The 22,052-nt window shown below is 73.7% G+C and carries 21 protein-coding genes and 2 pseudogenes; 9 read left to right on the plus strand and 14 right to left on the minus strand.

The window, feature by feature from the left end:
* A partial coding sequence (locus JKV81_RS05635; RefSeq protein ID WP_307820490.1) for a chitosanase occupies positions 1-218 on the minus strand: 218 nt, incomplete at its 3' end.
* A gap of 64 nt (positions 219-282) precedes the next feature.
* Here JKV81_RS05635 and JKV81_RS05640 point away from each other — a divergent pair.
* The gene (locus JKV81_RS05640; protein ID WP_129266267.1) at positions 283-966 is read left to right on the plus strand and encodes an alpha/beta fold hydrolase; all 684 of its coding nucleotides are present in this window, start codon (positions 283-285) and stop codon (positions 964-966) included.
* Positions 967-1,081: 115 nt separating this feature from the next.
* On the opposite strand, the gene JKV81_RS05645 is transcribed toward JKV81_RS05640, so the two are convergent.
* Entirely contained in the window at positions 1,082-1,690 is a 609-nt protein-coding gene (locus JKV81_RS05645) for a TIGR03086 family metal-binding protein (RefSeq protein WP_129266268.1), read from the minus strand.
* A gap of 166 nt (positions 1,691-1,856) precedes the next feature.
* Between JKV81_RS05645 and JKV81_RS05650 the strand changes: the two genes are divergently transcribed.
* Complete coding sequence (locus tag JKV81_RS05650) at positions 1,857-2,834, plus strand: fibronectin type III domain-containing protein (protein WP_202075045.1); 978 nt, start codon at positions 1,857-1,859, stop codon at positions 2,832-2,834.
* 36 nt (positions 2,835-2,870) lie between these two features.
* On the opposite strand, the gene JKV81_RS05655 is transcribed toward JKV81_RS05650, so the two are convergent.
* The 7 genes and pseudogenes from JKV81_RS05655 to JKV81_RS05685 form a co-directional block, all read right to left on the minus strand.
* Positions 2,871-3,491, minus strand: a complete 621-nt coding sequence (locus JKV81_RS05655; protein ID WP_129266270.1) for a GOLPH3/VPS74 family protein — start codon at positions 3,489-3,491, stop codon at positions 2,871-2,873.
* 170 nt (positions 3,492-3,661) lie between these two features.
* Positions 3,662-4,324 (minus strand): lysophospholipid acyltransferase family protein, encoded by a 663-nt coding sequence (locus JKV81_RS05660; RefSeq protein WP_129266271.1) that lies wholly within the window; start codon positions 4,322-4,324, stop codon positions 3,662-3,664.
* A 176-nt stretch (positions 4,325-4,500) separates the two neighbouring features.
* On the minus strand, positions 4,501-5,691 hold the full coding sequence (locus tag JKV81_RS05665) for a vWA domain-containing protein (RefSeq protein WP_307820491.1): 1,191 nt from the start codon (positions 5,689-5,691) through the stop codon (positions 4,501-4,503).
* Positions 5,684-6,892: a sigma 54-interacting transcriptional regulator gene (locus tag JKV81_RS05670; protein ID WP_129266272.1), complete on the minus strand. Its 1,209-nt coding sequence runs from the start codon at positions 6,890-6,892 to the stop codon at positions 5,684-5,686. Before JKV81_RS05670 ends, JKV81_RS05665 begins: the two co-directional genes overlap by 8 nt.
* Positions 6,889-8,649: an ankyrin repeat domain-containing protein gene (locus JKV81_RS05675; protein ID WP_372444075.1), complete on the minus strand. Its 1,761-nt coding sequence runs from the start codon at positions 8,647-8,649 to the stop codon at positions 6,889-6,891. The genes JKV81_RS05670 and JKV81_RS05675 overlap by 4 nt, the downstream gene beginning before the upstream one ends.
* Complete coding sequence (locus JKV81_RS05680; RefSeq protein ID WP_129266273.1) at positions 8,646-9,782, minus strand: leucine-rich repeat domain-containing protein; 1,137 nt, start codon at positions 9,780-9,782, stop codon at positions 8,646-8,648. The genes JKV81_RS05675 and JKV81_RS05680 overlap by 4 nt, the downstream gene beginning before the upstream one ends.
* A gap of 96 nt (positions 9,783-9,878) precedes the next feature.
* Positions 9,879-9,954 (minus strand): annotated as a pseudogene (locus tag JKV81_RS05685).
* Between the two features lie 159 nt (positions 9,955-10,113).
* Between JKV81_RS05685 and murJ the strand changes: the two are divergent.
* On the plus strand, positions 10,114-11,955 hold the full coding sequence (gene murJ, locus JKV81_RS05690; RefSeq protein WP_236055435.1) for a murein biosynthesis integral membrane protein MurJ: 1,842 nt from the start codon (positions 10,114-10,116) through the stop codon (positions 11,953-11,955).
* An 87-nt stretch (positions 11,956-12,042) separates the two neighbouring features.
* Positions 12,043-12,393, plus strand: a complete 351-nt coding sequence (locus JKV81_RS05695; protein ID WP_202075046.1) for a hypothetical protein — start codon at positions 12,043-12,045, stop codon at positions 12,391-12,393.
* Between the two features lie 30 nt (positions 12,394-12,423).
* Here JKV81_RS05695 and aceB read toward each other — a convergent pair whose 3' ends face one another.
* Both aceB and JKV81_RS05705 read right to left on the minus strand, forming a co-directional pair.
* Positions 12,424-14,043, minus strand: a complete 1,620-nt coding sequence (gene aceB, locus JKV81_RS05700) for a malate synthase A (RefSeq protein WP_202075047.1) — start codon at positions 14,041-14,043, stop codon at positions 12,424-12,426.
* 265 nt (positions 14,044-14,308) lie between these two features.
* Positions 14,309-14,914 (minus strand): nucleotidyltransferase family protein, encoded by a 606-nt coding sequence (locus JKV81_RS05705; RefSeq protein WP_129266277.1) that lies wholly within the window; start codon positions 14,912-14,914, stop codon positions 14,309-14,311.
* Positions 14,915-15,105: 191 nt separating this feature from the next.
* Here JKV81_RS05705 and JKV81_RS05710 point away from each other — a divergent pair, with 191 nt between their 5' ends.
* Positions 15,106-15,423, plus strand: a complete 318-nt coding sequence (locus tag JKV81_RS05710; RefSeq protein WP_187281866.1) for a DUF5955 family protein — start codon at positions 15,106-15,108, stop codon at positions 15,421-15,423.
* Positions 15,424-15,425: 2 nt separating this feature from the next.
* Here JKV81_RS05710 and JKV81_RS05715 read toward each other — a convergent pair whose 3' ends face one another.
* Together JKV81_RS05715 and JKV81_RS05720 are read right to left on the minus strand one after the other, a co-directional pair.
* Positions 15,426-16,058 (minus strand): response regulator, encoded by a 633-nt coding sequence (locus JKV81_RS05715; RefSeq protein ID WP_129266278.1) that lies wholly within the window; start codon positions 16,056-16,058, stop codon positions 15,426-15,428.
* On the minus strand, positions 16,055-17,365 hold the full coding sequence (locus JKV81_RS05720) for a sensor histidine kinase (RefSeq protein WP_129266279.1): 1,311 nt from the start codon (positions 17,363-17,365) through the stop codon (positions 16,055-16,057). The genes JKV81_RS05715 and JKV81_RS05720 overlap by 4 nt, the downstream gene beginning before the upstream one ends.
* A gap of 110 nt (positions 17,366-17,475) precedes the next feature.
* On the opposite strand from JKV81_RS05720, the gene JKV81_RS05725 reads away from it, so the two are divergent.
* On the plus strand, positions 17,476-18,555 hold the full coding sequence (locus JKV81_RS05725; protein WP_202075048.1) for an ABC transporter permease: 1,080 nt from the start codon (positions 17,476-17,478) through the stop codon (positions 18,553-18,555).
* Positions 18,552-19,232, plus strand: coding sequence for an ABC transporter ATP-binding protein (locus JKV81_RS05730; RefSeq protein ID WP_202075049.1), 681 nt, complete (start codon positions 18,552-18,554; stop codon positions 19,230-19,232). The genes JKV81_RS05725 and JKV81_RS05730 overlap by 4 nt, the downstream gene beginning before the upstream one ends.
* Positions 19,233-19,311: 79 nt before the next feature.
* On the opposite strand, the gene JKV81_RS05735 is transcribed toward JKV81_RS05730, so the two are convergent.
* On the minus strand, positions 19,312-20,115 hold the full coding sequence (locus tag JKV81_RS05735) for an IclR family transcriptional regulator (protein WP_129266281.1): 804 nt from the start codon (positions 20,113-20,115) through the stop codon (positions 19,312-19,314).
* Between the two features lie 333 nt (positions 20,116-20,448).
* Between JKV81_RS05735 and allB the strand changes: the two genes are divergently transcribed.
* Complete coding sequence (allB, locus tag JKV81_RS05740) at positions 20,449-21,792, plus strand: allantoinase AllB (RefSeq protein ID WP_129266282.1); 1,344 nt, start codon at positions 20,449-20,451, stop codon at positions 21,790-21,792.
* Between the two features lies 1 nt (position 21,793).
* Positions 21,794-22,052: pseudogene (locus JKV81_RS05745) on the plus strand (allantoicase); the annotation flags it as partial.

Genomic DNA, 22,052 nt, shown 5'->3' on the forward strand with positions numbered 1-22,052 from the left:
ATGCCGGCGGTGTAGCCGCGGCCGTCGCCGATGTCCTCGACGTACGCGTACTGGGCCTTCCAGTCCAGCGTGGAGTTCTCCGCGCTGGACATGAGCCGCATGGCGATGTCCTTCTTCGCGGGGTCGTCGAGCCCCTTCTCGGATCCGGAGGAGGTACCGGAACAGCCGGTCAGGACGAGGGCCGCGAGGGCGGCGAGGGCGAGACGTCTGTGCTTCACGCACCAAGCGTGCCAGGCCGGGGGTGGTGCGGATGGCGGGCGGTGCGCCTGTAGCGTTCGGAACATGGAAGATCAGTCTGTTGTGGACGTCGGCGAAGTACGGCTGGCGTACCGGACCTGGGGTGACCCCTTCGGGTCGCCCGTCGTCCTCTTGCACGGTCTCGGCGGCTCGTCCCTGAGCTGGGAGGCGGTGGGCACCCTCCTCGGCGAGGAGTGGCGGGTGTACGCCATCGATCTGCGCGGGCACGGCGAGAGCGACTGGCCCGACGAGTACACCTTCGAGCAGATGCGGGACGACGTCCTGGAGTTCCTCGACGCCTGCGAGCTCGACCGCGTCGGCCTGGTCGGCCACTCGATGGGCGGTGTCGTCGCCTATCTGCTCGCCGAGGAGCACGCGGACCGGGTGGAGCGCCTGGTGCTGGTCGAGACCCCGCCGCCGTTCCCCGGGCAGCTGGTGTCCGACACCCTCCCCGCCGGTCCGGTGGACTACGACGAGAACGTCCTGGCGGCCGTCCGGGCCCAGGTCGCCGAGCCCGATCCCCGGTGGGAGCAGGAGCTGGGCCAGATCGTCGCCCCGACGCTGATGATCGCGGGGGGCCCGGAGAGCAGCATGCCGCAGGGGCGGCTGGCCGACATGGCGTCGCTGATCCCCGACTGCCGGCTGCTCACCCTGGGAGGCGGCCACCATCCGCACAAGAAGTACGCGGACCAGGTGGCCCAGCAGATCACCGAGTTCTTCACCAGCTGAGCGAAACCGGAGCCGGGGCCCGGCCGCCCGGCCGCCCGCGGGCCGCTCTCCCGGATCCCGGCTGCCGTGCCGGGCCGCCCCGGCCGCCCCGCGGCGCAGGGTGAGCGCCGCGCCGTCAGTCGCCCGGCCGCCAGTCGGGCCGGCGGCCGCTCAGCGCGATCACCCGGTCGACCAGCGGTGCGTCGGCCGGCACGGGGACCGGCGGCCCGAAGATCGCGTCCGGGCCCGACCTGTCGTCGTCCCCGGGCGCCAGCATCGCCTCCGACGACCGCAGGCTCGCCTCGTCCGCCCGGAACTCCTGCCCCGTCGCCCTGGCCAGGTCCCAGCCGTGCACGACCAGCTCGTTCCGCGCGACCATCCCCGCGACCTCGCCGGGAAGGTCCACGCCGCCCGCCCGGGTCATGCCCTCCAGTGCGGCCGGTGAGCGCCAGGCCTCGACCAGCTCGTCCAGCAGGGGCGGCAGAGCGGTGCGCCAGTCCACGGGCAGTACGGGCCGGGACGACGTCGGCGGGGTGCCGGTCGTCGGGCCGTGCTTCTTGTACGCCGCGTCGCGGAAGGCGACCGTGAGGCCCAGGAGGTGCCCGAGCAGCTCCCGTACCGCGTAGTCGGGACAGGGGGTCGGGCCGTCCAGCTGCCCCTCGTCGACGGAGCCGATCAGCTCCCGGATCTGCCGCGCCGCCGGTGCCAGATCGAGGGCGGGCGCGGTGCCGTTGTCCGTATCCATACTCTTCAGACCGTGCGCGCGCCCCGAACTCATCGGTGCACGCACCCCCGGGCTCGTCCGGACTCATCCCGGACATCGCGGAACGTTCCGATCCGCCCCCTTGTCGGCGACCCCACCCGCATGGCATATAGGTCTGGACCATTGCTGTCGGACGGAAGGCATCACCGTGCAACGCCCCCACGCACGCACCGCGTTGACCTGTTCCGCCGCGCTGCTCCTCGCCGCGCTCACCGGCTGCGGCGGGTCCGCTGAGGCGGACACCGAGAAGCCGGCGGCCCCCGGGGGAGTGACGGCCCAGGCCGGCAGCGCCACCTCCGCCCACGTCATGTGGGAGCAGGCGTCCGACAATGAGGGGATCACCGGCTACGACGTCTACCGCGAGGGGAAGAAGCTCCTCTCGGTGCCCGCGACGAAGCTGATGACCGACATCGACGGCCTGACCGCGTCCACGGCCTACACCTTCACCGTCCGGGCCCGTGACGCCGCCGGAAACCTCTCCGCCCCGAGCACCGCGGCCGCCGTCACCACCCCCGCCGCCGCACCCGCCGACGAGGAGGCGCCGACCGGACCGACGAAGCTGCGGGGCACGGCGGACAGCGGCCGGACGGTCACCCTCTCCTGGGGCGGCTCCACGGACGACGTGGGCGTCACCTCGTACGACATCTACCAGGAGGACTCCAGGATCCACAGTGTCCCGGGCACGCGGACCACGGCCCGGGTCACGGGCCTGCGCCCCGGCACCGTCTACACCTTCACCGTCCGCGCCCGCGACGCGGCCGACCGCTCCTCCCCGGACAGCAACGCGCTCGACCTCACCACCCCGTCCGCGCCGGGCGCCCCCAGGAGCACGGCGCCCACCGGACTGCGGACGGAGACGGCGGCGGAGGGCGGGGAGTTCCTGGTCGACCTCTCCTGGGACCAGCCGGACACCGGCGGGACCATTCCCGCGTACCAGTTGTTCCTGAACGGGAAGCTGACCACCACGATCGTGTGGGGCGGCACACCGCCCACGGGCCGCGCGGCATACCGGCTCACGCTGACCGACCCGCCCGGCACCCGCTACTCGCTCAAGCTCCGGCCCAAGCTGCCCGACGGGAAGTGGGGTGACTTCTCGGCCCAGCGCACGGTGGTCCTCCCGGGCTGACCTCCGGTCTGCCGGATCCCCGGGCCCGGCCCCGGCTCACGGTCCGCGCCAGAGGTTGGCGAAGGACGCGTTCTCGATGGTCCGCCTCTGGCGCACGGCCTCCAGCTCCATCACCGCGTCATGGACGGCGGCCACCACGGTCGTCACCGCTTCGTCGCCGAGGCCGGGCTCGTCGTCGGACCGGCCGTCGTCGGACCGGCCGTCGTCGATGCCCACGGCCGAGGCGAGGGCGGTCAGGACGGGTTCCCTCCCGTCCCGGCGGGCCGCTGCCCGGCGGCGGCCCGCCGTGTCGGCCGGTTCCACGCGGTCCGAGCCCAGGGACAGCCGGCCGCTCCGCGTCCGCGTCAGCTCGCCGTCCTTCTCCAGACCCGCCTGGTACGCGGCCGAGAGGTCCCGGCCCCGGCGCCACAGCCAGTCATCGATCCGCTCGTACGGCGGTTGCCGGGTGAGCTGCGCCGCCGCGTCACCGAGGAGCGGGTCGTCCGCCGCCGGCGGCCCGCCCGGCACGATGCGGTCACCGTCCACGGTGACGGCCCCCGCGCCCAGGAGGTCGATCAGCTCGGCCCCCGCGAGTGCGAGCGACAGGTCGCCCTGCCCCACGGGCGGCTCCGGCCTCGGATCCATGGTGATGATGAACAGGTCCTTCGCCGTGGTCATGAACGGCTCCCCTCGGAGGCATCGGCACGGGTGCGTCCCCGCCGGCCCTCGTCCGGGGCCGGTCCGCGGAGAGGCGACCGTCACGTTCAGTATCGCTCCCCACCGGGCGGTTCGAGCTGCCCATCTCCTGACGGTTCCGATACGCCGGGGCTGCCGGGGCGCCTCGCTCCTCAGGCGGCGAGCGCGGCGGGCTCCCCGAGCCGGCCCGCCGCCGTGCGCCAGGCGGCCGTCACCGCGGTGCGGGCCCGTTCGGTCCGCAGGGCGCCGTCCGGCGTGAGCGCGACGGGCGCACCCACGTGCACATGCAGTTCCGGGCGGCGCAGCGGCGCCGTGAACAGCCCCGCGAGCTGCTTGGCCGTGCTGCCCGAGGTGACCCGGCGGGCGCCGGCCTGGCCGACGGGCACCACCGGGGCCCCGGTGCACCGCGCGAGCCGGGCCAGGCCGCTGCGGAAGGCCCCGGGCGCCGTCTCGGCGGCGTCCGTACGCTGCGGGAGGCCGCCCTCGGCGTAGATCAGCACCAGATGTCCGCGCCCGAGTGCCTCGGCGGCCCCGTCCAGGGCGTCCGCCGCGCGTGGTCCGCCGCGGTGGACGGGGATGTGCCCCTCGCGGGCGAGCGCGCCGCCGAGGACCGGGACGCGCCAGAGCCCGGCGGTCGCCATGACGACCGGACGGGCCCCGAGGCGGTGCAGTGCGGCGAGCACGACGGCGGGGTCGGCGAGCGACGTGTGGTTCGCGACGACGATGCTGCCGGGGGCGAGTTCGGCGTCCGCGTCGGCGGTGACCGTGAGCCGGCCGAAGGCGGGCACCAGGGCGTCGGCGAGGTGGCTGAGCATGTCCGGTCTCCTGAGCTCGACGATGTCGGTCCCCATCGTCGGGCGGGGGAGCGGCCGGGGCCTGAGTAGCCGCACTCATCTCCCGTACGGGGATTTCGTGCGGGGCTTCGTGCCGGGATTCCGTACACGGCTTCGAGCGGGGTCTCGTGCGGGGATTCCGTACGGAAGGAGCACACTCAGCCCCTGACGCGCACCGTCTCGGCCCACGGGGGAGCGGCGGGGGCGGACGGGCCGATCAGGACGGCGATGAGCCGGCACGAGGAGGTCTCGTCCGGCCAGGGAGTGTGACCGTCCGTCAGGACGATGATCACGCCCGGGCGTTCGGGCCCCGACAGCGCCGCCGCGATCCCGACGCGCATGTCGGTGCCACCGCCGCCGTCCAGCGTGATCTGTTCGGCGGACGTCACCCGGGAGACCGCCTGGACATCGGCGTCACAGGCGAGGACCGTCACCCGGTTGCCCCGGATCCCCACCTCGCGCAGCACACCGGTGACCTCGGCGAGCGCGGCGGCGATCTCCGGCCCGCCCATCGACCCCGAGGTGTCGATGACGACCGCCACCCGGGGCAGCGGCCGCCGCAGGCTGGGCAGCACCACGCCGCGCAGGGCCGCGCCCCGGCGGGACGGCCTGCGGTAGGTGTAGTCGACCGCCCCGGAGGCCCAGGCGGCGGCCTCCCGTACGGCGCCCGCCAGCGCCTGCCGCCAGTCGACCGTCGGCTCCAGCACCTCGTCGGCCCAGCGCTTCCAGCCGCCCGGCAGGGTGCCCCTGGCCCGTACGTGGGCACGCATGGCCTCCGCGGTGTGGCGCCGCAGCGCCTCGGCCTCGACCGCGCCGACCCCCGCCGGGCCCGTGCCCCCGTCGATCTCCCAGGGGGCCGGCAGCCCATGGGCCCCCGACCCGCAGTCATGCGTGAGGGGGGAGGGCGGCAGGTCGGCCAGATACACCTCGAAGAGCTGCCCCTCCGGAAGGCCGAAGAGGCGCGGCTCCAGCCGCCCCGCGGGCAGGGGCAGACCGTCGGCGACCAGGTCGTCGTTGATCTCGCAGTCCTGCGCGACGTTCACCCGGAGCCGGTCGCGCCGGTCCGCCGGGGGCAGCAGATCCGCCCGCCCGTGGTGGTCGCGCAGCAGGTGGGCCACCTCGTGCACCCACACCGCCGCGAGCTCCGCCACCGGCGTCCTCTCGACGAAGCCGGGCGCGACGTAGCAGCGCCAGTGCCGGTCGACCCCCATCGTCGGGACCTCGTCGCTCGGCACCACCGTCAGCGCGTACAGCGCGGACGCGAGGTACGGGCGGTCGGCGGCCGCCCGGTAGCGCGCCGCGAGCAGCTTCGTGGTGTCCAACCGCTTCGTGGCGTCCAGCTCAGCCACCCTGCGGCAGTGCGCCGGACTGGCGCAGCAGGTCCAGGAAGCCGTCGATCCCCGGGGGCACCGGCCAGTCCAGGCTGCGCATCCCCGCCAGGTCGACCGCGGCACGCGCGGCCACATCGGGCACCCCCGCGTCCACGGCCTTCGCCAGCACGGCCCACCCCGCCTCCCAGCGCTCCCGCGTCAGATCCCCCTGCACCGCGGCCACGACCGCGATCAGGAAGGCGAGCTGCCGGTCCCCGCGCCCCGGCAGCGCGAAGGCGTCCGGGTCGGCGAGCACGCGGTCCGGGTCGGGCAGGTCCAGGTGCTCCAGGTAGGACAGCAGCTCGATGCCCGCGCCGTCCCCGACCGCGCCGGTGAGCACGGCGGCGACCGCCTCCCGCCCGGCGCCCGTCGCATAGCCGGTGGCCAGCAGCCGCAGGGCCATGTCCCAGGTCCGCGGCGACGGCCACGCCCGGCCCCGCCCGTCCGCGTCGGCCGGGATGTGGTGGACCAGACCCGGGCGCGCCGTGAGGAAGCCCGAGACCGCGCCCCGGGCCCGCGCCGCCGCGCCCGGCACCCGGGCAGGATCCACGACCGGCACGCCCAGCGCGGGCCACGTCCCCGCCATACCGCGGGCGACGGTGCGCGGATCGTGCGTCCACGCGAGGTGCACGAACCGGTTGGCGAGCGGCGGGGCGAGATGCCAGCCGTCCGCCGCGCTCGACGGCGGGTTGGCCGCCGCCACCACACGTACGGCCTCCGGCAGCCGCAGGCTGCCCACCCGCCGTTCCAGCACGACCCGCAGGAGCGCCGCCTGCACCGCGGGAGGCGCCGACGACAACTCGTCGAGGAACAGCAGACCCTGGCCGGCACGGGCGATCCGGACCGCCCAGTCCGGGGGTGCCATCGGCACACCCGTCACCGCCGGGTCGTCCCCCACGACCGGCAGCCCGGCGAAGTCCGACGGCTCGTGCACGCTCGCGATGACCGTCTCCAGCTCCAGGCCGAGGCCCGCGGCGAGCTGCTCCATCCCGGCGGACTTGCCGATCCCGGGCTCACCCCACAGCAGCACGGGCTGATTGGCCGTCACCGCCAGTGCCAGCGCCTCCAGTTGCGGGCTCGCGGCGGGCTCCGTACGGGTCGTGCGCAGACGCCGGTTGAGCTCGTCGGCCGCGTCCAGAGGGCCGGGAGCGACGGACCCGGGCCGGATGGTGGTGCTCACTGTTCCTCGTCCTCCTCGGCGGTGTCGATCCACCGGTCGTACCACTCGGACCCGATCCCCGGGTGCTCCGCGACCACCCGTTCGCGGAGGAAGCCGAGGTCCTTGCGCCGGTACCGGCCGACGAGCTGGGCCAGGGAGAGCTCCGTCGAGTCGACGACGTCGATCCGGGCCCCCGCGTCGAGCAGCGCCCGCACCAGCGCGACGGAGCCCAGCTCGGCCACCGCGACGGCCAGCGGGGTCCGGTCCAGACTGTCCCTGGCCTCCAGGTCGAGGCCCGCCTCCAGCAGCCGGGGCAGCAGTGCCTCGTGATCGAGCAACGGCAGGACGTGCAGCAGGCCGCGCCGCCGGCCGTCCTTCACACGGAGGTCGATGCCGGCGGCCAGCAGTTCCAGCACCCCCGGGGTGTCCCCGTGCTGGGCGCGCATGAACAGCTCCCGGCGCTGGGCCCGCAGGTCCTTCGGGAGCCGGCCCGTCCCCGTCGCGCAGGAGTGCTCCACCGCGAAGCAGCCGGCGACGGCCCCGCCGAACGCCCGCATGGCGCTCTCGCGTTGCCGCTCCTCCTCGGTGTGCGGGGAGCTCAACGCGCCGTCCCGGAAGGCGACTTCGTGCCACTCGCCACGGCACCGCACCCGCACGGGCCTCGGAAGCGACGGCCCGGGTGGGCCGAACGGCCCTTCGAGGGCGGGGAAGAGGGCCCGGGCGACCAGCGGGTGCAGCCGGTGCGCCTGCATGGCGCCGGCCCGCAGCAGATCGAGGTCGGGCAGACGGCGCCAGGCCGCTTCCGGAAGGGAGGGAAAGGGGACGGCCGACCTGCCCGACTCGACGACACGGGCCCGGAGCCGGCCACCCGTGCTGTGATCCGTGAGGTCCAGAAGGACGTTCCCCCGCCAGAAGTTGGCGATCAGGAACTGCTCCCTGCCGGTCACGGCCGTCGCGCGCCGTACCGCCGCGTCCAGCCGGGCGATGTCGACCGCCGTCCGGCGGAGGATCGCCTCGGATTCCATGCCGCGCCACGACCGCGCCGAATCCGGCATGGCCGGTTCCCACTCGATGCCCGCGGCGGCGAACGCCTCGGAGGCCTTGCCCTCCTGATGGAGCAGTGTCACCCGCTCCGCGCGGCCGGCCGCGTCGTCACCGGACGCGGCCAGTTCCTGGGATGTGAGCGGCGTTCCGTCGTCGTGGAAGAACGGGATCCGGCCGCGGCCGCCTCCGGCCGCCGCACGGAGACCGTCCGTGTGCCGTGCGTCCCACAGGTACCTCGCCACCCGCCAGTCCTCGATACGGACTGCGAACGCACCCGGGGCGAACTCGCCGGACAGGTCACCGAAGCCCAGCGTGAGCCGCTGGGGGCCGTCGGCCATCGCGGGCGTACGGAGATGGAGATACGGCGCCAGGGGCAGGCCGGACCCGTCCCCGTACCCCGCCAGTACGACCGTGCGGTCGGTGTCGAGCGTGGAGCGGCCCCCGAGGAACCGGGGCAGATGCCAGCGCACCAGGTCGGGCACCAGGTGGCGCAGGTCCGACACCAGGGCCGAAGCCACGGCCGTACCGTACGAGGCGGCAACGCCGGCCGGGTCGAAGGCCACATCGACCCCCGCCACCGCGAGAGCACCACGCCAGTCACCGGCCAGCCGCCGTTCCGCGGACCGTTCGATCATCCAGCGGGGCACGGCGTACCGGCGGGTCCGCCGCAGGCTGGAGACGTCCTCCGTGGAGATGAACCGCGCCCCGGCACCGGGCGTCGCGACGGGCCTCACCGGTAGACGCTCCGTATCGCACGCAGATCGCCGTGGGCGCCGGAGTCCGGGCGCAGCCGTGCGGTGAAGGACCGCTTCACCTTGCGGGGGAGCCCGGGGCCCAGGCCGACGTACTCCAGCCGCGAGTCCGCGCCGACCGCGCCCAGCAGGTGCTTCGCACCCCGGCCGGTCAGTCCCGTGTGGGCCAGTTCGAGGCGGCGCAGCGGGCTGCCGGGCAGGGCGGCGGCCAGCGCGTGGGCAGCGGCGTCACCGGTCGCGTTGCCCGTCGCGCCGAGGCTGCGCTCGGACGGCGGGCGGCCGAGGTCGAGGGCCTCGATCCCGCCGAGCGCGTCGGCCAGCGCGTACGCGCCCGCAGGCCCGATCCCGTTGCCGCCCAGACCGAGCCGCACCGGGCGCGCCGGGTCGGCCGCGGCGGCGAGCACGGCGGCCCCCGCGTCGCCGAGGTGGTTGGCCGGCAGATACAGCTCCCGCACCCCCGCGTCCCGGATCAGCGCGGCGAGCAGCGGCGCGGACTCCGCGCCGAGCCCGTTGCCCCCGAGGAACAGCCTCTCCAACGGCTGCTCCCGGAACCGGAGTACGTCGAGAAGGGCCTCCAGACCGGCGGCGGTGAGCCCGCTGTTGACCAGGTCCAGGGTGCGCAGGGCGGTGTTGCCGGCCAGCATCGGCAGGAGCGCCCGGACGCCCGCGTCGCCCAGCGGATTGCGCTTCAGCCACAGGGCCCGGACGGTGCCGTCCTCACCGAGCGCCCCGGCGAGCGCGGCGGCGCCCTCCGCGCCGATGCGGTTGCAGCCGAGATAGACCGTACGCAGCCCGTGCCCGCCCCGGCGCAGAACCCCGGCGACCGAGCGCGCGCCCTCGTCCCCCAGGGAGTTGGTGCCGAGCAGGACGTGCGTGGCGTGCGGGGAGGCGGCGAGCGCGGGCATCACCCTGGCCGCACCGGCCGGGCCGAGCCCCTGCTTGCAGAGGTCGACACGTCCGTCACCGCGCAGGGTCCCCAGCGGGAACACCTCGTCCGCGCCGACCGGCCGCTCCTCGGCCAGCCGCCTCACGAGCGGGTCCAGCAGCGCCGCGTCGGCGAGCGGGATGTCCGGGTGCTCGATCGCCGGGCAGCGCACGGGCATCGGCTGCGACATCACAACTCTCCAGTCCCTTGCCGGCTCTCCCGGCCGGAGCGGACGAACGCGTCCCCCGCCCGCCCGGCACACCGACGCCATCCCTCCGAGAACAGGTGGCAAGACCGGCCGGATTCGAACCGGCGTCCTCCAGCTTGATGCGTGGGCGCGACGACCTCTGCGCTACAGCCTTGCCGTCCGTGATCATAGCGGCGGCCGGACCGAATTCGCACGCCAGTACGCTGGTTGGACGCGGCCGGAGCCCGGTGGCTCCCGGCCGTGGAACCGGTCCCGCACGCGCCGTGGAGCGCGGGGCGGGCTGTCATCGCAGACCCATGGTGAGGAACGACGAATGAGCGCGCCGAACGACCCGAGGGGCGACGCCCGGGGCCCCGGCGGCGGCACGCCGGCCGACGACACGATGACGCTGCGCGTCGTCCCGGCCGACGACACGATGCGGCTGCGCCACCTCCCGGCGCCCGGTCCCATGGCCCCGCACGACGGGCCCGCGCACGCCGGAGAGGCCCCGCCCGCGCCGTCCGAGGCCCGGAAGTCGTCCGGGCCCGCCGGCCTGCTCAAGTCCAGTGCCGTGATGGCCGCGGGCACCATCGTCTCCCGGATCACCGGCTTCCTGCGGACCCTGGTCATGGCCGCGGCGATCGGCGTCGGCACGCTCAACGACTCCTACCAGGTGGCCAATGTCCTGCCCACGATGATCTACGTCCTGGTGGGCGGCGGGGCGCTCAACGCCGTCTTCGTCCCACAGCTGGTGCGGGCCATGAAGAAGGACGACGACGGGGGCGAGGCCTACGCCAACCGGCTGCTCACCCTGGTGATGGTCGCCCTGGCGGGCGTCACGGTCGTGTGCGTGCTCGCCGCCCCGCTCCTGGTCCACATGATGTCGCCGGACATCGCCGCCGACCCCGAGCGCAGGGCCGTGACGGTCGCCTTCGCCCGGTACTGCCTGCCCACGCTGTTCTTCATGGGCGCCCATGTGGTCCTCGGCCAGATCCTCAACGCCCGGGGCCGCTTCGGCGCGATGATGTGGACGCCGGTGCTCAACAACCTCGTGATCATCGCCTCGTTCGGCAGCTTCGTCTGGGCCTTCGGCGGCTTCACCGACTCCGCCGTCAGCCCCGCCACCATCACCCCCGAAGGGGTACGGCTCCTGGGCCTCGGCACCCTGCTGGGACTCACCGTGCAGGCGCTCGCGATGCTCCCGTACCTGCGCGACACCGGCTTCCGCCTGCGCCTGCGCTTCGACTTCAGGGGCCACGGCCTCGGCAAGGCCATGGGCCTCGCCAAGTGGACGCTGCTCTTCGTCCTCGTCAACCAGCTCGGCATGATCGTCGTGACCCAGCTCGCCACGAAGGCGGGCTCCCTGGCCGAGAGGGCCGGGCACACGGGCTCCGGGATCACCGCCTACAACTACGCCCTGCTGCTGTGGCAGATGCCGCAGGCCATCATCACCGTCTCGGTGATGACCGCCGTCCTGCCCCGGATCTCCCGCTCCGCGCAGGACGACGACAAGGCGGCGATCAGGGACGACATCTCCTACGGGCTGAGGACCTCGGCCGTCGCCATCGTTCCCTGCGCGTTCGCGTTCCTCGCCCTGGGCGTGCCGATGTCCACCCTGCTCTACGCCGGCTCCGGAGCCGAGGGTGCCCGTGGCATCGGGTTCGTCCTGATGGCCTTCGGCCTGGGGCTCGTCCCGTACTCCGTCCAGTACGTCGTCCTGCGTGGCTTCTACGCCTACGAGGACACCCGCACGCCCTTCTACAACACCGTGGTCGTCGCCCTGGTCAACGCCGCCGGCTCCGCCCTGTGCTTCGCCGTCCTCAGCCCGCGCTGGGCCGTCGCCGGGATGGCCGCGTCGTACGGCCTGGCCTACGCGGTCGGCGTCGGCATCGCCTGGCGCCGGCTCCGCAGGCGCCTGGGCGGCGACCTGGACGGCCGCCGTGTGCTGGGCACCTACGCGCGCCTGGTCGTGGCCGGCGCCCCCGCAGCCCTGGCCGGCGGCGCCGTGGCGTACGCCGTGACCAAGGCCCTCGGCAGCACCGCCTCCGGCTCACTCGCGGCCCTGCTCGCGGGCGGCCTCGTCCTGCTCGGCGTCTTCCTGGCCGTCGCCCACCTCCTGCGCCTCCCCGAACTCAGCGCCCTGACCGGCATGGTGCGCGCCCGCCTCGGCCGCTGACCGGGCGCGGGTTGAACGTGTTCAATAATGGGGCTGGCGGGCGGCGATCAGGTGCCTCCCCATGAGCCCACCGAGAGGGTTACGACGATGAGCCGTACCCGCTGTTCCCGTGCCGCCCGGATCCTGGCCCTCGTCTACGTCGCCGCGATGGCGGCCGGCGGGTTCGCCACGGGTGCCCTCGGCCCCTCGCCCGTGGACTCGTTGCTGTCCGGGCTCGCCCAGCCGGGGCTGAACGTCCTGTACGTCTTCGTCCTCATGCCGCTCGCCGCGCTGCTCGGTGATTCCGGGGAGGGGGCGGGTGAGGCGTCCGGCACGGCTCTCGCCTGCGGTCTGGGAGCCGCCGTGAACGTCCTGCTGCTGTGGACCGTTGTGCGCTTCGCCCGCGCGGTCGGCGCCGAACTCCCCGCATGCCGGAAGCGCCGCACCCCGCTGCGGTGAATCGCGGGGTGCGGCGCTTCGGGGGCGGGGTCAGCGCAGCTGCTCGTACGCCGGCAGCGTCAGGAAGTCCGCGTAGTCCTGGTCCAGCGAGACCTGGAGCAGCAGGTCGTGGGCCTGCTGCCACTTGCCGGACTCGAAGGCCTCGTCGCCGATCTCGGCCCGGACCGTGGCCAGTTCCTCGGCCGCGACCTTGCGGGCCAGGTCCGCGGTGGCGTGTTCGCCGTTCTCGAAGACCACGTCCGCGTTGATCCACTGCCAGATCTGCGAGCGCGAGATCTCGGCGGTGGCCGCGTCCTCCATCAGGTTGAAGATGGCGACCGCGCCCATGCCCCGCAGCCACGCCTCGATGTAACGGATGCCGACCGCGACCGCGTTGCGCAGTCCGTCGTACGAGGGCTTCGCGTCCAGCGTGTCGATGGCGATCAGATCGCCCGCCGCCACCGAGACGTCCTCGCGCAGCCGGTCCTTCTGGTTCGGCTTGTCGCCGAGGACCGCGTCGAAGGACTCCATGGCGATCGGGACCAGGTCCGGGTGGGCCACCCAGGAGCCGTCGAAGCCGTCGTTCGCCTCGCGGTCCTTGTCGGCCTTGACCTTCTCGAAGGCCACCTTGTTGACCTCGGCGTCACGGCGCGAGGGGATGAAGGCCGCCATGCCGCCGATGGCGTGCGCACCGCGCTTGTGGCAGGTGCGCACCAGGAGTTCGGTGTACGCCCGCATGAACGGGGCGGTCATCGTCACCAGGTTGCGGTCCGGCAGGACGAACTTCGAGCCGCCGTCACGGAAGTTCTTGACGATGGAGAAGAGGTAGTCCCAGCGGCCCGCGTTCAGCCCGGAGGCGTGGTCGCGGAGCTCGTAGAGGATCTCCTCCATCTCGTACGCGGCCGTGATCGTCTCGATCAGGACGGTCGCGCGGACCGTGCCCTGCGGGATGCCGACGTAGTCCTGGGCGAAGACGAAGATGTCGTTCCAGAGGCGGGCCTCCAGGTGCGACTCGGTCTTCGGCAGGTAGAAGTACGGGCCCTTGCCGAGGTCGATCAGGCGCTGCGCGTTGTGGAAGAAGTAGAGGCCGAAGTCGACCAGCGCGCCCGGCACCGGGGTGCCGTCGAGCTGGAGGTGGCGCTCGTCCAGGTGCCAGCCACGCGGGCGCGTGACGACGGTCGCGAGCTCCTCGGCGGGCTTCAGGGCGTACGACTTGCCCGACTTCGGGTCGGTGAAGTCGATGTTCCGGGTGTACGCGTCGATCAGGTTGAGCTGGCCGGTGACGACGTTCTCCCACGTGGGGGCGGAGGCGTCCTCGAAGTCGGCGAGCCAGACCTTGGCGCCCGAGTTCAGGGCGTTGATGGTCATCTTGCGGTCGGTCGGACCGGTGATCTCCACCCGGCGGTCGTCCAGCGCGGCCGGGGCCGGGGCGACCTTCCAGGTGTCGTCCACGCGGATGGCCTCCGTCTCCGGCAGGAAGTCCAGCGTGGAGGTGCGGGCGATCTCGGCGCGGCGCTCGCCTCGGCGGGCGAGCAGCTCGTCACGGCGCGGCGTGAACCGCCGGTGCAGCTCGGCCACGAACGCGAGGGCCGCATCGGTCAGGACCTCGTCCTGCCTCGGCAGGGGCTCGGCGTCGACGATGGCCAGCGGGGACGGCGCTGGTGCGGACATGAGCTGTCACTCCTTCAGCGGGTGGTACGGCGGCACCCCACGGCCGCCGGGTCGCCCGGGACGGCACGGGGTGCCAGGGCTCCGAGGTACGGCCATGGGTACCGCCGAGGAACCGGAAGCGGAACCATGGGCTTCTGATCAGTGGATATTAGTTTCCTCATGGTGGAAGTTCAATGGTTTGTTGATATCGAGATTCTCCGGGTCGACAGACGTGCGGCCGCCGTGGCGCGGCGTGCCAGGTCCGACACGTTCCGTTCAGGCGTGGTCAGTCGAGGCGCGCCAAGTCCTCCGTCGTGTCGATGTCGTACGGCTGAGCCACATCGGAACACTCCACGAGCGTGATCGCATCGCGGTGCGCCCGCAGATAGGCGCGTGCCCCCTGATCGCCGGTCGCACCCGCCGAGATGTCCGCCCAGTGGCCGGCGCCGAACAGCACGGGATGGCCGCGCTCCCCGTCGTACGCGGCGGCCGCCAGGGTCGCCCGGGAGCGGTACGCCGAGCGGACCCGCGCCACCGCCTCCGCCCCGATGCCGGGCTGGTCGACCAGGAGGACGAGCGCCGCGTCCACGTCCGGACCGCCGAGGGCGCCCAGCCCCGCCCGGAGGGAGGAGCCCATGCCCTCCTCCCACGCCGGGTTCACCGTCACCGAGCACCCGGAGAGGTCCGCACGCGCCCGCACCTCGTCGGCCGCGGCGCCCAGCACGACATGGACAGGGCCGCACCCGCCGTTGCGCAGCGCCCGCACGGCGTGCTCGACGAGGGGACGGCCCCGGTGTTCCAGCAGCGCCTTCGGCCGCCCGCCGAGACGGCGGCCGCCACCGGCGGCGAGCAGCACGCCTGCGATCACGGGGGCGTGATGTGTGTGAGTCATGCGCCCTGGATATCACTGTGCGGTGTGTACCGGCGGACTGGTTGTCACCCCTCGGGGGTACGCTGTTTCCTTGTCCGCACAGTGGCGTGCAGCACCTTCGACGGCGCCGACGTGCGGGCGGTTCCCGGCACTTGACCGCCGCCCGGGACCAGGTCGACACACCGGCACAACGACGTGCGAGGGGGAGTGCTTTGTTGCGAAGCGTGGGGCAGGAGCGGTTGACCGGGAGCGGCGAGGACCCGCGGGTGACGGAGCTGCGTACGGCCGTTTCCCGGCTCCGCCGCGAACTCGCCGGGCATCCGGCCGAGTTCCCCGACCGGGGGATCGCCGAGGAGGAGCTGGCGGCGCTGGACGCCATGGCCGCCGGCGGGAGGCCCGAGATACCCCGGCTGCGCCGCTCGCTGCTGCTGGTCGCGGGGGCGATCGGCTCGGTCAGTGCCCTGGGCCCCCGTCTCCGGGACGTACGGGTCGCCGTCGACCTCTTCGGGGAGCCGCCGCACCACGCGTGACGTCAGCGCCGGATGAGCCGGCGCGCCGTCGCCGCGGCCACCGCCGACGTGCGTGAGTCGACGCCCAGCTTCGCGTAGATGTGCACCAGATGGGACTTCACCGTCGCCTGGCTCAGGAAGAGCTTCTTGCTGATCTGCTGGTTCGACAGGCCCTCGCCCACCAGTCGGAGCACTTCCAGTTCACGCTTGGTCAACGCCTGGGCCGGTGTCCGCATCCGGTCCATCAGCCGGTGGGCGACCTCCGGGGCGAGCGCCGAGCGGCCGGCCGCGGCCGTACGCACGGCGGCGGCCAGCTCCTCGGGCGGGGCGTCCTTCAGCAGATAGCCGGCCGCGCCCGCCTCCACCGCGGCCAGGATGTCGGCGTCCGAGTCGTACGTGGTGAGGATGAGCACCCGTGGGGCGTCCGGGGCCGCCGTGATCGCCGCGGTGGCCTCCGCGCCGTGCATGCCCGAGCCGAACTGCAGGTCCATCAGGACCACGTCGCAGACGCCGGTCGCGGCCAGGGCCACGGCCCGTTCGGCGGTGGCGGCCTCGGCGACGACCCGGAAGTCCGGCTCGGTGTCCAGGACCGCGCGCAGCCCGGCGCGGACCACCGGGTGGTCGTCGGCGAGCAACAAGCCGATCGGTTCGGTCATGCCGCCCTCCCCTCAGGGTCTCCTGCGTCCGCCGGATCCTCCGCAGCGGCCCGGTCCTCGGCGTTCCCGTGGTTCTTGTGGTTCTCGGCGTCCTGCGGACCGTGTCCGGTGGCGGCCGGGAGCGGCAGGGTGACGGCGACGGCCGTCCCCTGGCCGGGGCCCGACTCCACATTCAGCGTCCCGCCCAGCGAGGCCGCCCGCGCGCGCATCGCGGGCAGTCCGAAGCCGCCGCCCGTGGTGCTCGCGGGCTCGGCGGCCCCGGCCGTGTCCGTGTCCGTGTGGAAGCCCCGGCCGTCGTCCACCACGTCCAGGGACACCGATGTCTCCATGAAGCTGAGCGTGATCTCCGCCCGTCCCGCGCCCGAGTGCTGCACCGTGTTGGCCAGCGCCGACTGCGCGGTGCGCAACAGCGCCACCTCGTACGGGGTGGGCAGCTCGACCGGCGTGCCGCTGACCGCGAACTGCACCGTGAGATCCGGCGCCGAGGTCCGGGAGGAGAGGCGGGACAGGGCCGCCGCCAGGGAGCCCTGCTGCAGATCGGGCGGGGTCAGCGCCCGTACGAAGCGGCGGGCCTCGGCCAGGTTGTCCTGGGCGGCCTCGCGGGCGCGCCGGACGTGTGCGGTGGCGGGCGCGTCCTCGGGGAGCGAACGCTCGGCGGCCCGCAGCAGGAGCTGGATGCTCGACAGGCCCTGGGCGAGCGTGTCGTGGATCTCCCGGGCCAGTCGCTCCCGCTCGGCGAGGGTGCCCGCGGTGCGTTCCGCGTCGGCGAGCTCCGCCCGGGTGGAGACGAGTTCGTCGATGAGTTCGCGGCGCCGCTCGCTCTCGCGGAACAGCGCGTCGTAGCCCAGGACGGTCGCGACGGCCACCGCCGCACCGAGCAGCGGGCCGATGAAGGTGCCCGGGGTGACCTCCTGCCCGTGCAGCAGAAAACTGGCGATGGCCGCCGCGGCCGTGACCGCCACGGCGGGCAGCCCCCACCGCACCGGCAGCAGATGCAACTGGAGGAAGTAGAGCGGGAAGGCCACCCACAGGGCGTCGGGCGACAGGGCGAGCAGCGCCAGCCACACGGCTCCCAGCGCGGTCAGCCAGAGGGCGGCGGCCCGGGTGTGCGGCTGGACGACGGGGGCCAGCGCGCCCGCCGCGTACAGCGCGGCCATCACCCCCGCGAGGACGACGACGGCGGTGGCGTGCGGGATGCCGTCGCCGGTCGCGCGCAGCGCGGCGAGCACCAGCAGCCCCACCAGCAGCGCGTGCAGACAGAGCCGCAGGGCGGTGGTGACGGGGGTGGGGTGCGCACGCGTATCCATGGTCGTTCCAGCGTAGACGCGGACGGCGCCGGGGCAGTCAATCGAAAGGTTGATGTCGGCCCCGTCCGGCGCGCGATGTTTCCGCAGGTCGTGGGCTTGAGCCTGGAAGCATGTTCGTTGCATGGAGAGATCTACGGTTCGCCAGGGGCAGGTTCGCCCTCATGGGCACGGTCGTCGTGCTGATCACACTGCTGGTGGGGCTGCTGTCCGGCCTCACGGCTGGACTGGGAAAGGAGAACACCTCGGCCGTCACCGGGCTGAGCGCCGACAGCATCGCGTTCGCCGCGCCACCGGACGGGCAGTCGGTGTCCTTCTCCGGCTCGGCCGTCGAGGAGAGCGCCTGGCACACCTGGGCACGGCAGCCGGGGGTGTCCGCCGCCGAGCCGCTGGGCATCCGGACCCTGAACGCCGCCGCCGACGGCGGGAAGCGCACGGCCGCGGTCTCCGCGTTCGGCGTCGAGCCGGGCAGCGGGCTCGCCCCCGCCGATGTGGGGAAGGGCAGGCTCGTGCTCTCCGAGCAGGCGGCCGACGAGCTCGGTGTGAAGACCGGTGACACGCTCGGACTCGCCGGCTCCCGGCTGACGGTGTCGGCGGTCAGCGGCGACGCCTCGTACAGCCACACCCCGGTGGTGTGGACCTCGCTCGCCGACTGGCAGCGCATCGGCGGCACCGAGCGGCAGGCCACCGTCGTCGCCCTGACCACCACCGGCGGGGCCGACCTCGCCGCGGGCGACAAGGCGGCGGGCACCCGCACGCTGGCCCTGGGGGACTCCCTCACGGCGATCGGCTCCTACCAGGCCGAGAACGGCTCGCTCCAGCTGATGCGCGGCTTCCTCTTCGCCATCTCCGCGCTCGTCATCGGCGCCTTCTTCACCGTCTGGACGATCCAGCGCAGCGGCGACGTGGCCGTGCTCAAGGCACTGGGCGCCTCCACCCCGTACCTGCTGAAGGACGCGCTCGGGCAGGCCGTGGTGATGCTGGCCGCCGGCACGGGCCTGGGCACCGCGCTGGCCTCGGTGATCGGTGCGCTGGTCGGCGGGGACGGCGGCGCCGTGCCGTTCGTCCTGGACGCGTCGACCGTGCTCGTCCCGGCCGGCGTGATGATCGCCCTCGGCGCGCTCGGCGCCGCCCTGTCCATCCGGCGGATCACCGCCGTCGACCCCCTCACCGCACTCGGGAGCGCCCGATGACCCTCACCCTCACCGACGTCACCCTCACCTACCCCGACGGAGACGCCCGGCTCACCGCACTCGACCGGGTCTCCCTGGACGTACCCGCGGGCACGCTCACCGCCGTCGTCGGACCGTCCGGCTCGGGCAAGTCCAGCCTCCTCGCGGTGGCGGCCACACTCGTCACCCCGGACCGCGGACGCGTCGTCGTCGCCGGTACGGAGACGGCGGGGCTCAGCCGCGCCGACAAGGCGGCGCTGCGCCGGGACCGTATCGGGATCGTCTTCCAGCAGCCCCATCTGCTGCCGTCGCTCACGGCCGTGGAGCAGCTCCAGGTGATGGCGCATCTGTCCGGCGGCCCGGTCCGCGCGGCGCGGGCCCGGGCGCTGGACCTCCTGGACGCGGTCGGTCTGGCCGACCGGGCGGACCGCAGGCCGCACCAGCTGTCCGGTGGCCAGCGCCAGCGGATCAACATCGCCCGCGCGTTGATGAACGAGCCGGCGGTGCTGCTCGTCGACGAGCCGACCAGCGCCCTCGACCACGAACGCGGCGCCGCGGTCCTCGACCTGCTGCTCGGCCTGACCCGGGAGCGTTCGACGGCCACGGTCATGGTCACCCACGACCAGGCTCATCTGGACCGGGTGGACGGGACGGTCAGCATGGAGGACGGACGGCTGTCGGTGCCCACCCCGGTCTGAGGGGCCGGCGCCGGCCGACGCCCCCCGGGCGCCGATGCCGGCCGGTGCCCGCACCGGCCCGGGAGTCCCGGCCCCGGTGTCAGCCGGCCGAGCCGCCGCTGCTGGCCAGGGCCTCGGAGAGCTCCTTCGCGATCTGCTGGAGGATCGGCACGATCCGCTCGGTCGCCGTCTCCGTCACCCGGCCCGCGGGCCCGGAGATGGAGATGGCCGCCGAGGTGGGGGAGTCCGGGACCTGGACCGCGAGGCAGCGGACCCCGATCTCCTGCTCGTTGTCGTCGACCGCGTACCCCGCGCGCCGCACCTGCTCCAGCGCCTCCAGGAAGCCGTCCGGAGTGGTGATCGTCTTCTCGGTGGCCGCCGGCATGCCCGTACGGGCCAGCAGGGCGCGCACCTCGTCCGCCGGGGTGTGCGCGAGGAGCGCCTTGCCCACTCCGGTGGAGTGGGGCAGCACGCGCCGGCCGACCTCGGTGAACATCCGCATCGAGTGCTTCGACGGCACCTGGGCGACGTACACGATCTCGTCCCCGTCGAGCAGCGCCATGTTCGCCGTCTCGCCGGTCTCCTCGACCAGGCGCTGGAGGTAGGGCCGCGCCCAGGTGCCCAGCAGGCGGGCCGAGGACTCGCCGAGGCGGATCAGGCGGGGGCCCAGCGCGTAACGCCGGTTGGGCTGCTGGCGTACGTAGCCGCAGACGACCAGCGTGCGCATCAGCCGGTGGATGGTCGGGAGCGGGAGCCCGCTGCTCGCGGAGAGCTCGCTGAGCCCGACCTCGCCCCCGGCGTCGGCCATCCGCTCCAGCAGATCGAAGGCGCGCTCGAGGGACTGCACGCCGCCGCTGGGACCGGCGGGCCTGGAGTCGGATGTGCTGGCGTGGGACGGCGGCACGTCAACGGTCCTTTCAAAGCGGAGGCAAGGCAGCAGCCTACCGGGCCGTTCCCGATCGGCCCACTGCTCCCGGTGCGGCGTCCTTGCCGGTCAGGACCTGTTTTGTCCTGGTGTCGGCGGTCCGGGCCGCGTTCGGTCCGAAGCGCGGTGGCGCCGCTCCTGGCCCATTCTACGTTCCGCCTGTCGAAAATGAACTTTTACTTCGTGGAAATCTCCAATCGGGTCATCTCGTGCTCCGCAGGCCGCCCCACCGGGAAGGAGGGGTCTTGACGGGCCGCGTCCCCGAGTGAAGACTCCTTCAACAAATCGTTGAAGTCTGCGTGAGGAGCACAGGTGTCCGGTGAGGACGTGAAGCAGGTACTCCGCTCGACGCGCGTCGTCACCCCCGAGGGGACCCGCGCGGCGGCGGTGCTCGTCGCCGGCGGGCAGATCGAGGCGGTCCTGCCGTACGACGCCGAGGTGCCCGCCGGAGCCCGCGTCGAGGACTTCGGTGACGACGTCCTGCTGCCCGGCCTGGTCGACACCCATGTCCATGTGAACGACCCCGGCCGCACCGAGTGGGAGGGCTTCTGGACCGCCACCCGGGCCGCCGCGGCGGGCGGCATCACCACCCTCCTCGACATGCCGCTCAACTCTCTCCCGCCGACCACCACCGTCGAGCACCTGCGCGTCAAGCAGCGGGTGGCCGCCCCCAAGGCGCACATCGACACCGGCTTCTGGGGCGGTGCGATCCCGTCCAACACGAAGGACCTGCGCCCGCTGTACGAGGCCGGGGTCTTCGGCTTCAAGTGCTTCCTCTCGCCCTCCGGTGTCGAGGAGTTCCCCGAGCTGGACCAGGAGCAACTGGCCCGTTCGATGGCGGAGATCGCGGGCTTCGGCGGCCTGCTGATCGTGCACGCCGAGGACCCCCACCACCTGGCCGCGGCCCCGCAGCGGAGCGGCGAGAAGTACGCCGACTTCCTGGCCTCCCGGCCCCGCGACGCGGAGAACACCGCGATCGAGGGCCTGATCGCCCACGCCAAGCGGCTGAACGCCCGCGTCCACGTCCTGCACCTCTCCTCCAGCGACGCCCTGCCGCTGATCGCCGCAGCCAAACGCGAGGGCGTACGCGTCACGGTCGAGTCCTGTCCGCACTTCCTCACCCTGACCGCCGAGGAAGTCCCGGACGGAGCGACCGAGTTCAAGTGCTGCCCGCCCATCCGGGAGGCCGCCAACCAGGACACGCTCTGGGCCGGGCTCGCCGACGGCACGATCGACTGCATCGTCTCCGACCACTCGCCCTGCACCACGGACCTCAAGACCCCCGACTTCGCCTCCGCGTGGGGCGGGATCTCCTCGCTGCAACTGGGGCTGCCCGCCGTCTGGACCGAGGCACGCCGGCGGGGGCACACCCTCGACGACGTGGCCCGCTGGATGTCCGCGGCCCCCGCCGCCCTCGCCGGACTCACCCGCAAGGGCGCCATCGAGGCCGGACGCGACGCGGACTTCGCGGTCCTCGCCCCCGACGCCACCTTCACCGTCGACCCCGCCGGGCTCTTCCACCGCAACCAGGTCACCGCCTACGCCGGGAAGACCCTGCACGGCGTCGTCAGGTCCACCTGGCTGCGCGGCACGCGGATCGCGGCCGGCGGCGTACTCGCCGAACCCACCGGCCGCCTCCTCGAAAGGACCCACTGACATGACGGCGACACCGTGCTTCACCGGCGACGCGAGCCCGTACACGGGAGGCGACCCCTACGCCGACCACCGCACCGCCGACTTCCCCTTCACCCATCTCGTGGACCTCGCCGACCGGCGCCTCGGCGCCGGTGTCATCGCCGCCAACGACGAGTTCTTCGCCGAGCGGGAGAACCTGCTGAAGCCGGAGCGGGCCGAGTTCGACCCCGAGCGCTTCGGTCACAAGGGCAAGATCATGGACGGCTGGGAGACCCGCCGCC

The organism is Streptomyces silvae, assembly GCF_016745505.1.
Taxonomy (GTDB): Bacteria; Actinomycetota; Actinomycetes; order Streptomycetales; family Streptomycetaceae; genus Streptomyces; species Streptomyces silvae.